This is a genomic window from Pedobacter arcticus A12, assembly GCF_000302595.1.
Classification (GTDB): Bacteria; Bacteroidota; Bacteroidia; order Sphingobacteriales; family Sphingobacteriaceae; genus Pseudopedobacter; species Pseudopedobacter arcticus.
In genome coordinates this window covers 390601-404769 of sequence record NZ_JH947128.1, presented here as the reverse complement: position 1 = coordinate 404769, position 14169 = coordinate 390601, and the positions used below count along the sequence as shown (strand labels likewise).

Here is a 14169-nt window from a genome sequence, read left to right as displayed (position 1 = left end):
AACAACATTATTTTTATTTTAGAGGATGGGGAAAAATTTAATAGTCGGTTTCTGCTTAATGTTTTTTTGTCTCAGCTGTTCTAAAGCTCAACCATTAATAGACACTATTCAAATTAAAAAAGGTGTATTTGGTACTATTTATTTAAAGGGCGACAAAAGCATAGGTAACGGCAAGGGATTAAATAAGTTATTAAGGTCAAATCCAGAAACAAATGCCGAAATAAAATTAATGAGAACTAATTTGATTTTTTCGATAGTATTTGGATGCACATCTGGTTATATTTTCGGTTATCAATTAACTAGTAGGTATACTAGATCCAAACCCAATTGGGGAGCACTTAGTGCGGCTACTGCTTTGTTAGGATTGTCTATTCCGTTTGAACTTGGAAGAGTGAAGCACCTCAAAAGTGCTGTCTTAATCTACAACAATGGTTTAATGCAAACTGGTAAAAATGAAGTCCGCTATAACTTACTAATCTCCAATAACGGCGCCGGATTAAAAGTCAATTTTTAAAGTGTAGATCAACATTTATGTTAACGCAGGGTCTCTCTTTTCGAGGACCCTGCGTTATTTTATTTTTGCTTCGGTTGCTGTTTTAAACCAAATCCTGCTGCTCTCAAATCCATGTTGAACTTAAAAATGTGATAGATTCGTAATCTATCTATTCCGCTATTAACTTATTTGTTGTCAGAGGTTTGTAAATCCGAATTATTCCTGATTCGGAATGTGCTTTGCTAACAGCTCGAATAACTGCTATTTTTCTAAAACCTAAGGAGTTGCCACAAAACCGTTAAAAATAATGCATAAAAAAAGCTGGAGTTTTAAGTCCAGCTTTTGGGTTAAACATTTTTTATTTTAAATAGCCTACCAAAGGGGGTTTTGAACAAGGTTTTTAGTCTTCTCCATTTCGTTGTAAGGAATTGGGTAAAGGTATTGTTTGCGCTCAAAAACTCTAGTTTGTATTTTTGTACGTTGGAAAAAGGTGGTGGCATCACCATCCATATTCATGCCGTGGAAATCTCCATTTAAGCCTCCATCTCCAACAGCGTTTTCTGCAATCATCCATCGCCTTACGTTAAAATATCTTTGTCCTTCGGTGCAAAGCTCTACTCTAAATTCTCTTCTGATCGCTTGTCTCTGTAAATTTTGATTATTAACAATCAATGGGTTTAGAATTTCCAATTTAGGTAAACCAGCTCTTTCCCTCACTAGGTTCACGTATTTAAGAATATCGGGACTTGATGGGTTTACCTCATTTAAAGCCTCGGCATAAAGAAGATAAAACTCTGCTAAACGAAAAACAATAGAAGGCCTAAAAACAGAAACAATCCCAGGGCTTGTTTTATGTACTTTTCTGTTGAAGCGTTTATACAGCATATAGCCACTTAAAGTAGATTGACCGCTTCTATCGTTTGGAGTGCCAACGTAGAAATTAATCTCTTTATTGGAGATGTGCCATTTACGTCCTGCAAAGAAAACAGTATTGTAAAATCGTGGTTCGCGGTTAATCCACATATTAAATACGTTTACACCGTTGTACATGCTTTTGCCAGTTTCTGAATATAGTGGCGAGCTGGGAAGGAAAGCTGTATTTTTAATGGGTAAACCGTCTTTCATATAAAAATCGTCAACCAATTCTTGAAGTACAGCATTGCTTCCTAAGCCGTTAGGCTCACTTCTTGGAGTTGAACGTCTATCAAATGAATCATTGTTCATGCCTCCCCATCCATTTTTAGCAGTTGCCCAAATAATTTCTTTGTTATAAACCTGAAAAAGTTCATATAAAGATTTTTCAGGGTCTAATATTCCACCTGTAGTTGCTTTATATAACTCGTAATTCCCCTCTTCTGCAAAGGTAATCAGCGCTTTTGTGGCGGTAACAGCTTTAGTCCACTTACTTAAATCTTTAGCAGGGAACAGCTTCTCTCCCGTTGAATTTTGCAAGGCTAATGCTTCGGCATATTCTCCGTTAAAGAGTGGGCTGGCCGCGTACATCCATAATTTGGCTCTCACTGCCAAGGCAACACCTTTAGTAGGGTTTGCTAAATATTGCTCATCTGTAATTGCAGTTTGGGGCAATAGCGGTATTACATCAGCTAATTCTTTGTCAATAAAAGCAATTACCTCATCAATAGGACGTCTAAACAAATCTAAATCCCCGGTTGTAGCTAATGATTTGGTAACGATAGGGATTGGACCATATTGTTCAAAAAGCAGGTAATGATAATACGCTCTCATAAATAGTACGTTTGCTTTCATTTTATTAAATTCATCTTCAGCAAGTTGATCTGCATCTGTACCTGTTGCAGGGATAGGTTTTGCTTTTTCTAGAAAGATATTGGCCTGTCTAATAAGCTGATAAGCAGGTTGCCAACGATGAAAATTTACATTTGTGGAGTTTTTTGGAGCGATAGCATAGTTGTTAACGTCGCCGTAACCAACGTTAAGTTCGTCTGTTAAACCTGTCCACGGGTTGTGAAATCCTGTTAGCCCTACAAAAGGAATGGTCGAATAATCTGGTACACCAGAAAGAATATTTGCATACCACCGACGTGTATAGGCTGGATTTTCAAATACCTCGTCTGTAGAACTTAGTCCTCCGGCAAGTTCATTCGAAACGTCTAAATAATTCTTTTTGCAGGAACATATCCCGATAGTTAAAAGCAATAGGATAATTATTTTCTTAAATTTCATTTTGTTTTTTTTAATAAACACCAAAAAATATTGAAGTTATTGCACTTCAACCTTAGCTTATAATGTAACCTCTAAGCCGAAAGTAAAAGTCCTTGGCAAGGGGTAAATACTTCCCCCATTCCCGTTTCCAACTTCAGGATCCCAATAGTTAATGCTGTCCCATACCGCCAAATTATAACCCATTACATATAAGCGGGCTGTTTGAAGTTTCATTTTATTTAAGAAAGTTTTGGGTAGGTTATACCCAACCTCCATGTTTTTTAGTCGTAAGAAACTACCGTTTCTAACCCAAAAAGTACTTGCCCGATCGTTATTTGCATTGTTCGCACTGCTTGTATGTGTTCTGGGCATGAGTGCGTTAGGATTAGGGTTCGCGTCTGACCAACGGTCGAGCTCAAAGGTTCTGTAATTAGATTGGTCTACGCCCCAGGCGAAAGGAAACCAGCCAGTATAGCCGTTAAGCATCACAGAAGTATTGCCAGAGCCTTGAAAAAAGGAGCTGATGTAGAAGCCTTTGTACTCTACATTTAAGCCAAAACCATACACAATTTCAGGATTTTTAGGCGCTACATCGCCACCCGTTACTCTATCGAAAACATCTATTTGCTTATCGTCGTTTAAATCTTTGTACTTAATATCTCCAGGTCCTATTTTACCGCCAAGCGTAGGCTTGGGAATGCCATCTTTTAAGGTGTAAGACTTTGTGCCGTTTGAGTTGTCAACTGACGTAAAATCATCAACGGTATACAGCCTATCTGCAACGTAGTAGGTTGAATACCCAACGCTGTTGCCAGTTACAGCCATCCATGGATAAGGTTGTTTTAATTCATCATACTCGGTGATTTTATTACGGGCAAAAGTAAAAGTACCTCTAGCACTAATTAAAAAGTTGTTGAATTTTTGTTTGCCATCGATACTTGCATCAACCCCATGGTTTTTTACTTTGCCATAATTTTCCCACGGTGCTTGCCTAAAGCCTCCAACAGAAGGCGTGGTTCTTCTTTGGAGTAGAATCCCGCTTCGTTCTGATTTAAAATAATCTGCTACAATGTTTACACGGTCTTTAAACAAGCCAACATCTACCCCGTAGTTTTGTTTGTCCTCAATCTCCCACACCAGATAGGGTGCTTCAAAACGGGCCTCTGTAATCCCTGTTCCATAAGCGTTTACACCTCCTGCAGAGGTAATACCTTGACTAAAGGTTGCATCGTCAAATTTATAGGTGCCACGGTATAAAAATCTTGCTCCACCAGTTGCGTCATTCCCGGTTCTACCCATAGAAAAGCGAAGTTTGAAGCTTGATACAACATCTTTTAAGTGTTCTGGGTAAAATGATTCATTGGAAAGCTGATACCCTAAGCCTATCGCTGGGAAAAAGCCAAAGCGATATTCCTTTGCAAAAGCTTCACTGCCGGTATAGCCAAAGTTGCCTTCTACAAAATAGCGATTATCAAATGCATAAGTTGCTCTCCCCACCAAGCCTTGTTTCCTAAAAGCAAGCGCTTCTGTATTCAATTGTGTTTCTTTCTGCATGTATAATGCCATGGCACCTACGGTGTGTTTGCCAAAGTGCTGGTTGTAATTGAGCGAAGATTCTACATATACCTTTTTTACAGCATCACTAGTCTCTGTAGGGTCGCTTAGATTCCCAGTTCCAGAATAGGTTTTAGAAAAAATGAGTTTGCCGTCAACATCTCTACCGGTAGCATTATATCTGCTGGGGTCATAGTTTCGTTTTGAGATAAAATTCCCGTCATAATCATAACTCACATTTCCTTTAAACGTTAAGCCGGCGGTAATAAAGTCTAATTTCTGGTTTAAACGTACATTAGATTGTATGCCACTTCTCCATTCTTTCGCATAACCAGAGTTCATTAATTGGTTATAGGGATTACGCATGTTGGCATCTCTTTCTTGTTGAAAAGTGGACACAGTACCATCACTATAAACGGCAGGGAAAACATAAGGAGGGGTGATTAACATCTGTCTAAATATGGTTGCAGTAGCTACGCCTGGGTAGTTGGTTAGTAGATATTGCCCGCTTAAATCTACACTTACAGTAGTGGTTTTAGATACATCCATATCTATATTGCTACGGAGGTTAAAGCGCTTTACACCAATGTTGTTTTCATATCTGTCTGTAGGGTCGTCTTTAAACATTCCACTTTCGCTAAAATAAGCTCCAGAAACAAAATAGCGGGCAAGGTCGGTTCCTCCTCGTACGTTTAGGGTATAGCGGTGGTTGTCTGTGTTCTTTCTTAGCAGTTCATTTAACCAATTTGTACTTGGGTAAAGATCTGGATCTTCATGGTTCCGGTATTTTGAGATGAGATCGTCACTAAATATAGGAGCCAAACCATCATTGCCAAGTGCTTCGTTAAATAGGGTGAGGTATTCTGCCGAACCTACGTACTCTGGTAAACGAGTAGCTTTAGAAGTGCTGTGTTCTGTGCGGAAAGAGATGACGCCTTTCTGCTTTCTTCCTCTCTTTGAAGTAATCAATACCACTCCGTTGGCTCCTTCAGCACCGTATACTGCCGTAGCTGCTGCATCTTTAAGTACCGAAAAGGTTTCTATTTCATCGGGTTCTATATCGGTCATTTTTCGTGGAACCCCATCTACTAAAACCAAAGGAGAGCTACCGCCAGCAAAGGTGCTTACTCCTCTAATCCAAAACTCCGAGTCATCGTATCCGGGTTCTCCTGTACGCTGGATAGCAATTAATCCGGAAACCTGGCCCGCCAAATTATTAGTGAGGTTTCTGGTAGGAAACGCTAAGTCCTCTCCTTTGACCGTACTTATTGAGCTTACCACACTCTCTTTCTTTTGCACTCCGTAGCCAACTACAATCACGTCTTTAAGACTATTGCTTTCGGGTTGCATCACTACGTCAATCTCGTCAATACCTCTTACCGAGATCCTTTGCTTTTTATAGCCTAGATAACTGAATTCCAGACTGTCTCTTAACTCAACTTCAATGGTGTATTTTCCGGAATTGCTGGTTGTTGTAGCCTTGGATTTACCTAAAACTTTGATAGCCACCCCTGGAATGGGCAAACCCAACTCATCTTTTACCGTCCCCGAGATTTTAAAACCAAGAAAGCTAGCTGAGCTATTGCTCTCCTGTTTCTCCTTAACAATAATTGCGTTAGACTCCAACAGGTAAGTGAAAGGCTGATGGAGAAAGCATTGCTGTAAAACATCTTCTAAATCTACCTCTTTAACATTTATAGTGATGGGTTTTGCATTTTGGATATTGTTAGCGATGATGATAAGGTTATATCCCGTCTGATTTTTAATAGATTTTAGAACAAACTCTAGTTTTGCGCTTTGCTCATGGAGTGTAACTTTTTTTTGCGCAATACTTTTAGCGCTTACCTGAAGTAAAATGGTGAACAACAGTATGCTTGTAAGTTTCATGATTCGGATAATTTTATTCCCCATACCGGAATCCCGGTATAATTTAAAATCGTAAATTTTCATACATTTGGTTAGTTTGGTTTAAGAAAATAAAAGCTAGAGATAGCTGTCATTTTCAGGTCTGAGATAAAAATTATAGTTGATTGCAATCAAAGAACTTATCCAAACGTTTAGGCCGGGGGTGCGTCAACACCTCTGGTTTTTTGGAATGGATAAGGAAAAATTGGTGGTTTAGTGCATCACAATAATCCTCCTTCCTTCCAGTTTGAATTTAAATTTATCGGTTTTTTCTAGAATGTTTAGTACCTCAGAAATATCGGTTTTACGTGATACTGAGCCAATAATCTTGATGTCGTTAAGACTGCCGTCGTAAACAATTTGCACATCGTACCATCTGGATATTTTTTTTAATACTCCTTCTAGGTTATCGTTTTCAAAAATGAAGAAGCCATTTTTCCAGGCTATAACTTCCTGTACATCTACTTTGTCTACAGAGAAACCATTACTCCGTAATACAAATTGTTGTTCTGGCTTTAAGGTTTGTATTGTGGAAGCTGTAGTTACGCGTACCGAACCCTCTAAAAGGGTGGTTTTAGATGTTTTTTCATCTTTATAGCTGGTGATGTTAAAATGAGTACCCAAAACCTGAACTTCTTCTTTTAAGCCTGCACCATTAGTGGTCATCACTCGAAAGGGTTTTAATTTATTTTTAGCTACCTCAAAATAAGCTTCACCGCTCAATTCCACTTTTCGCTCATCTAAGTTTGTGAAGCTCTGCTTAAATCTTAAGGACGACTCGGAATTCAGCCATACTTTGGTGCCATCTGATAGGTTGATTTGGTATTGCCCGCCACGCGGAACTTCCAAGGTGTTGTACTGATTGCTAGATGGGTTTTGTTCAGAAACCTGTTCGTCACTGATGTTGTAAATCAATCGGCCGTCTTTTGCTTTAATAATCTCTATTCCTGCTTGGCGGATTAGTGTCCCATCTTTGATATCGTTCAGCACTATTTTTGAACCATTTGCCAAGGTTAAAATTGCTTTATTGCCACCCGGTTTAATTGCGCTAATAGTTTCACTTATTGTATTTTTATGATTTAGAATATATATGCCAGTAATTAGAGATAATGCTAGAAAAACTATGGCCGCATATTTATAAAAGGTGTGAAGCTGTAATTTTTTAACAGAACGGTTAGCAGATTTTGTCTCTTGTGCCAGTATTTGATTTAAGCGTTCATTTAATCTTAACCTTATTTGCTCATCAAGTGCAGTTTCTACGTCTTTATCTAAAGCATTAGTAATTAAGTTTAGATAAGCTTCTTTATTCTTATCATCTTCAATATGGGTTAAGAATTCATCTAACGCCGGCGGAGAGCAAGTGTTATTTAATATTTGATGGAAAATACGGCTATTGGGAATGTTCATTTATTAAAGCGTCATTTATATCATGACGTTTCATAAACTCTTACGGGGGGGTGTGTTTACTTTTTTATGAAAAAAAATAAAAGTAGGGTCATACAGATGTCCAGGTTATTGAGCAAATACTCTTTAACAAAGCGGTTAGCAATGCTTAGGTATTCTTTTACGGTATGCGGAGATATGCCCATTTTATCTGCCGCTTGTTTATAGGTGTAACCTTCAATTTTGCATAATTTATAAACGTTTCTTTGCTGAACTGATAATTTGCTCAATGCTTTTTCTAGAATATCTTCACTTTGTTTAAGCTGTAAAGATTCTTCAATATGAGAATACTGCTCGGTGGCGATTTCTTTAAAATGCTGGTACATCTTTTGGTCACGCTGTAGTTTCCTGAAAAAATCGTAAACTAAATTTTGACCTATCACATATAAATAGGATTTAAAATCGATGTTGATTTGAAGGCTTTCTCGCTTTCGCCATATTTTGGTAAAAAGCTCCTGAACCAATTCTTCTGCAACCTGTTCATCTTTCACCATCCGTAAAATATTGACGTATAGCTTTACACTATACATTTTATACAGTTCTGTAAAAGCATCCTGGTTACCACATTTCAATTGGGTAAGCAATAATGAATGATCAAGATTAGTTAATTGCGGCTGGGCCATCTGATCAGAAAATTTTAGGTTCAGTGAACCAAATATAAAATAACTATGATAAGGTTATCGGCTTTTTTTAAAAAAAGAATTTTTAAAAATGTACGCTATAAATAAACTTCTAGGATTTGTCTATTATACTCATTCGATAATTAATCAAAAATTTAGATTTCTTTAAGTTGAACGATATGAGCCGAATACGCAATTTAATGGTAGCCTAGGTGCGATAGAAAATTTTAAAAGCAGGATTTTCCTTAAAAATATTTGGTAAACTATTGGCGATATAGCCTGGGTTTAATTATTGAGATTAGCTTGTACGGAAGTTTCTCTCCCTCAATTTTTTTGGATGTTTAGGCGAAGCTATTCTCATTGCTACAATTCGAGATTTCCACTTTCCCTCTCAAAACTTTCCTATATCATAACAATTTGTTAAAACTCAGTTAACAGCCATGTCTTAGCTTTGCTGAAACAATATGCAGAAAAATCAATCAGTTTATCCAAAAAAGCACTTCTACCCAAAGTACCTAAAATTCAAATTCCTTAAAATAAAATATGTCTAAAAGAGATTTAGATATTGTAGTTATATCGGATGTGCATTTAGGCACATACGGTTGCCATGCCAAAGAACTGTTAAAGTATTTAGAAAGCATCAATCCAAAGATCTTAATCCTTAACGGCGATATTGTTGATATCTGGCAGTTCAGCAAATCATACTTCCCAGAAGATCATTTAAAGGTGATCCGTAAAGTATTGAAGTTTGTTACCGATGGGGTACAGGTTTATTATCTCACGGGGAACCACGACGAATTATTAAGAAAATTTGTGGATTTCAAGATGGGGAACTTTCAGCTCGCCAATAAATTAGTTCTGAATTTAAACGGTAAAAAAGCATGGTTTTTCCACGGAGATGTTTTCGATGTAACCATGCAACACTCTAAATGGCTGGCGAAATTGGGCGCAATTGGTTACGATACTTTGATCATGATCAATAACATCACCAACTGGATGCTTGAAAAAATGGGCAAAAAGAAATATTCGTTTTCACAAAAAATTAAGGCGAGCGTTAAAGAAGCGGTAAAATTTATCAACCAATTTGAACAAACGGCCGCAGAACTTGCGATAGAGAAAGGTTATTATTACGTAGTATGCGGCCATATCCACCACTCAGAAATCAGTAATATTACTACAGATAAAGGATCCGTAGTTTATTTAAATTCTGGTGATTGGGTAGAAAGTTTGACCGCTTTGGAGTATGATGGCAAAAATTGGGAGGTGTATAAATACAATCCGGCAACTTACTTAAAAGAGGACGAGCCAGAAGAAACCGAAGACCTTGCACAGCTGTTGAACATCAATGATTTGCTCGAAAAATTTAAAATAGAAGTTTCATAATTTTTTAAATCATGAAAATATTATATGCTATACAAGGTACGGGAAACGGTCATATTAGCAGAGCAAGAGAAATAGTTCCGCTATTAAAACAATACGGAGAGCTAGATTTATTGGTTAGTGGCTCGCAAACAGAGGTTTCCTTAACAGAGACTCTAAAGTATAAATTTCATGGTTTTAGTTATGTTGTTGGAAAAAAGGGAGGGATAGATTATTGGAAAACGGTAAAAAATATGAAGATCCGACAACTTTGGGAAGATATTTTTACCTTACCCGTAAGAAACTACGATTTAATCATCAACGATTTTGAGCCTATTACGGCCTGGGCCTGCAAATTAAGAAATATTCCAACTGTATCTTTAAGTCATCAAGCTTCGTTTTCTTCCCCATTAACGCCTCGTCCGCCAAAGCGCAGGAGAATTGCAGAGCTCATTCTAAAATATTATGCACCAACTACACACCATGTGGGTTTTCACTTTAAAGCCTACGATAAGTTTATTTATACGCCAGTAATCCGCCAAGAAATTAGAGATTTAACTCCTCAGAACCATGGATATTATACCGTTTATTTACCTGCGGTAGATGATAAATTGCTGGTAAAATATTTACACCAATTGCCTGATGTACAATGGCAGGTTTTTAGTAAAAATCAGACCACAGCCTTTCAATATCAAAATGTATTAATACAAAAGATTGATAATTGTGCTTTTAAAAAGAGTTTGAAAAATTGTGCCGGTTTGTTTACAGGAGGTGGTTTTGAGGGACCGGCAGAGGCACTTTATTTAGGAAAAAAGCTGTTGCTGATGCCAATTAAGAATCAATTTGAGCAAAGTTGCAATGCTTTTGCAGCAGAACAACTTGGAGTGCCATTGGTGAAAAAAATTGATGATAATTTAGTGTCTATATTGAGGGATTGGGTAAGTGTAGAACAGAAAATACACCTCGATTTTCCAAATCAAACCGCACAGATTGTTGATGAAATTGTAAAAAGATTTGCAAGTAGAATGTGATTAAACTAAGGTGTTAATCTCTGTTTTTTCCGCTGTAAAAACTTTGCGTAAGATTTCTTTACATAATTCATATCGTCATAATAATTCCAATACATAGCCTCTTCTGGCTTTGGCCTAAATAAATACATAAACTCTACCAATTCCGAATCGGGGATTTTTATTGCTTTACGTATTACAATCTCGTTAAAATGGCGGTCAACCATTGACTGTGCATTCTCTCGTTGAATGTAATTTCCGAATTTTTTGGCATTATTGGCATCAGTTCCTAAAAGTTCATGCAGGGCAGTAAGTGGGACAAATATATAAGCCAAAATAGGTGGATCTCCATTGTAGAAAACACCTTTGCTTCGGTAGCCGTCTAAAATTTCTTGCTGTTGTTTGCTTTTGCTCTGTTCTTTTACTATCACCTCGTTTAAAGCAATAGCTTTGGTTAAATAAACAATCAGATTGGTTTTTGCAAGTACAGGCCGCTCCGTATCTTCATAGTTCAATTTGCTGAATAAAAGGGTGTCGCCGATATTTACTTCAATTGCAAAATTTCCCCATTCATCTGTTTTAACAGAATTTCGAGTGTTTTTTACCTGTATTTCTACGGCTTCAATCCTCGAAGAACTCCCTTTTTGGAATACTAAGCCTTTAATCAAAACCTTTTCTTGTGCATTCGCAACAAATACAATTACTGTTAAAAGGGATGAAATAAAAGCTTTTCTGAAATCCATAAGATGTTTAAAGATGGTGATTCTTTTTTAGTTGGACTGAGGTTTAAGGTATTTTAACATTTAAAGGATGGAATTTTAGCTCAGTTTTCTTGCTGGTTTCGAGTAATCAGACGTCAAAGTACAACCTGTCTTTTCTGCGGACATCTAATGCTATTTTTAAGCATTTCGTGATTTTGAACCAAGTGAATTCGCCAAAGATAACTAAGCAAATAGGCAATGAATTCTATGTTTTACCTTATTTGTGAGACGTCTCGTACCTCGACGTGACGGAGAAGAATTCTTTTCAAGTCCGAGCAGGGTCTCTCTTTTCGAGGACCCTCCGTAAAACCATATCTATTTAAATTTCCCCATCAAAGCAGCCAGTTTTGTCGCCATATCTCCTGCTGATTCTTTTGGCGCAACTTCTTTTTTCTTAAAAGTTTGCGCTGGTTTTTGTGGTTGTGGTTTTTGTTGAACAACTGGTTTACGCTCTTTTGGTTCAGCAACTTTTTTCTCGCCAGATTTCATCGTTAAAGAAATTCTTTTACGGACAGCATCCACATCAACCACAGTTACCTGTACTCTTTGCGATACTTTTACCACCTCGTTTGGATTCGAAATAAACTTGTCCGCCATTTGACTTAAGTGCACCAAGCCATCCTGATGAACGCCGATATCTATAAAAGCACCAAAATTGGTTATGTTTGTTACGATGCCCGGCAATTTCATCCCCGGTTTTAAATCGTCAATTTTATTAATTCCTTCTGCAAAAGCAAAAGCTTCAAATTGTTCACGTGGGTCGCGACCGGGTTTTGCCAGTTCTGCTACAATGTCTTTTAAAGTAGGTAAACCAACCTCTGCGGAAACGTATTTTTTTAAATCGATTTGTTCCCTCAGTTTTGCATCTTTCAGTAAATCCTCAATTTTACAATTTACATCTTTTGCCATTTGAGCAACCAAAGCGTAACGTTCTGGATGTACTGCACTTGCATCTAACGGATGTTCGCCATTTCTGATTCTTAAAAAACCGGCAGCTTGTTCAAACGCTTTATCGCCCAAACGGGCAACTTTTTTTAGGGATGCTCTATTTTTAAAAGCATCATGCGTATTACGATATTCCACAATATTTTGCGCCAATTGCGGACCTAAACCCGATACATAAGCCAAAATTTGTTTCGAAGCCGTATTCAGTTCCACACCGACAGCGTTCACACAACTCATCACGGTATCATCCAAAGACGTCTGTAATTTTGTTTGATCAACATCATGTTGGTACTGCCCAACACCGATTGATTTCGGATCAATTTTCACCAACTCCGCCAAAGGATCCATCATTCTACGACCAATAGAAACTGCACCACGAACAGTAATATCCTGGTCTGGGAATTCTTCTCTTGCCGTGTCTGATGCCGAATAGATAGAGGCACCACTTTCGTTTACCATTACCACCAAAACATTTTCTAAATTTTGGGCTTTCACAAAATCTTCCGTTTCTCTGCCAGCAGTTCCGTTGCCTATTGCAATAGCTTCAATCTTATATTTATCACACAAATGTTTTAAAGTCTGTGCTGCTTCTTTAGCAACACCGGGACCGGTATGTGGATAAATCGTTCCGTTTTCTAATAGTTTCCCTTGTTCATCTAAACAAACCAATTTACAACCCGTTCTAAAACCTGGATCTAAAGCCAACACTCTTTTTTGTCCAATTGGCGCAGCTAATAAAAGTTGACGAGCATTTTCGGCAAAAACACGGATAGCTTCCTCATCTGCCAGTTGTTTAGATTTTAAACGAGTTTCGGTTTCCATCGACGGTTTTAATAATCGCTTGTAGCTATCGTCTAAAGCCTGTTTTACGGCTGCACTTTTTTTATTGTTGCCTTTAATAAATTGCTGTTCTAAAAGATTGACTGCCGCCTCTTCTTCTGGCAAAGCATCTAATTTTAAAATCTGTTCTTTCTCCCCACGCCGCATAGCCAAAATACGGTGCGATGGGGCAGTTTTTACGGGTTCGCTCCACTCAAAATAATCTTTATATTTTATACCCTCTTCCTCTTTCCCTTTTAAAACTTCCGCCTTATAAAGTCCTTTGTTAAAAAATAGGTTACGCAACGTCAACCTCGCCTCTGCGTTTTCGGCAATCATTTCCGCAATAATATCTCTGGCGCCTTGTAAAGCCTCAACGGTATTGTTTACGCCTTTTTCTGGATCAATGTATTTATCAGCTTCGGTTTCTGGGCTATTTTGATCTTGGTCAAAAATATTTAAAGCCAAAGGTTCTAATCCTTTTTCACGAGCTATGGATGCTTTCGTTTTCCGTTTAGGTTTGTAAGGCAGGTAAATATCTTCTAAAAGTGCCATGGTTTCGGTAGCTAAAACTGCTTCTTTCAGTTCCTTAGTCAGCTTTCCCTGTTCTTCAATAGATTTTAAGATTGCTTCTTTTCGCTTGTCTAAATCCCGCAATTGTTGCACACGATCTCTAATTGTTGCAACTTGTACTTCATCCAAACTGCCCGTCATTTCTTTACGGTACCTCGAGATAAACGGAACGGTTGCACCTTCATCAAGTAGATTTAAAGTGGCTTGTACCTGCTTGCTCCCTACATTTAACTCCTGTGCAACTATAAAGATATGCTGATCTGACATGTTTTTTATGTTTTTTGAAGATACGAAGATGGAGAATTTACCTTCAATATAAAACCCAATTTTTGAACATTTTGGGGAAAGAATTGGTGTCGCGTTTTTGGGTTTTGTATTTTCAGTTTTTGGGCATTTCAACACGCTTTGCACTGTATCTTTTGGCTTAGCTTTCGACCTCCGCTCAGGCTCGCCAAAAGGATGCCGTTTCAATCGTTAATGCGATGATTTTCGGTAACGATAAAACGCGT

The 14169-nt window shown here is 37.8% G+C and carries 9 protein-coding genes; 3 read left to right on the top strand and 6 right to left on the bottom strand.

The window, feature by feature from the left end; translation table 11 throughout:
• Window positions 1-25 precede the first annotated feature (25 nt).
• Entirely contained in the window at window positions 26-514 is a 489-nt protein-coding gene (locus B176_RS0117565; protein WP_017260148.1) for a hypothetical protein, read from the top strand.
• Between the two features lie 351 nt (window positions 515-865).
• Here the strand turns inward: B176_RS0117565 and B176_RS0117560 are convergent, their stop codons facing one another.
• The 4 genes from B176_RS0117560 to B176_RS0117545 form a co-directional block, all read right to left on the bottom strand.
• Window positions 866-2695: a RagB/SusD family nutrient uptake outer membrane protein gene (locus B176_RS0117560; protein ID WP_017260147.1), complete on the bottom strand. Its 1830-nt coding sequence runs from the start codon at window positions 2693-2695 to the stop codon at window positions 866-868.
• A gap of 57 nt (window positions 2696-2752) precedes the next feature.
• Window positions 2753-6115: a SusC/RagA family TonB-linked outer membrane protein gene (locus tag B176_RS0117555; protein WP_154648035.1), complete on the bottom strand. Its 3363-nt coding sequence runs from the start codon at window positions 6113-6115 to the stop codon at window positions 2753-2755.
• Between the two features lie 231 nt (window positions 6116-6346).
• The gene (locus B176_RS0117550) at window positions 6347-7540 is read right to left on the bottom strand and encodes a FecR family protein (RefSeq protein WP_017260145.1); all 1194 of its coding nucleotides are present in this window, start codon (window positions 7538-7540) and stop codon (window positions 6347-6349) included.
• 56 nt (window positions 7541-7596) lie between these two features.
• On the bottom strand, window positions 7597-8199 hold the full coding sequence (locus B176_RS0117545) for an RNA polymerase sigma factor (RefSeq protein WP_017260144.1): 603 nt from the start codon (window positions 8197-8199) through the stop codon (window positions 7597-7599).
• A gap of 540 nt (window positions 8200-8739) precedes the next feature.
• On the opposite strand from B176_RS0117545, the gene B176_RS0117540 reads away from it, so the two are divergent.
• Window positions 8740-9579 carry a UDP-2,3-diacylglucosamine diphosphatase gene (locus B176_RS0117540; RefSeq protein ID WP_017260143.1) on the top strand — a complete coding sequence of 280 codons (840 nt, stop codon included), beginning with the start codon at window positions 8740-8742 and terminating at the stop codon, window positions 9577-9579.
• 11 nt (window positions 9580-9590) lie between these two features.
• Window positions 9591-10586: a glycosyltransferase family protein gene (locus tag B176_RS0117535; RefSeq protein ID WP_017260142.1), complete on the top strand. Its 996-nt coding sequence runs from the start codon at window positions 9591-9593 to the stop codon at window positions 10584-10586.
• 5 nt (window positions 10587-10591) lie between these two features.
• Here the strand turns inward: B176_RS0117535 and B176_RS0117530 are convergent, their stop codons facing one another.
• Complete coding sequence (locus tag B176_RS0117530; protein ID WP_017260141.1) at window positions 10592-11305, bottom strand: carboxypeptidase-like regulatory domain-containing protein; 714 nt, start codon at window positions 11303-11305, stop codon at window positions 10592-10594.
• 333 nt (window positions 11306-11638) lie between these two features.
• Window positions 11639-13927 carry a Tex family protein gene (locus tag B176_RS0117525; protein WP_026063427.1) on the bottom strand — a complete coding sequence of 763 codons (2289 nt, stop codon included), beginning with the start codon at window positions 13925-13927 and terminating at the stop codon, window positions 11639-11641.
• Window positions 13928-14169 lie beyond the last annotated feature (242 nt).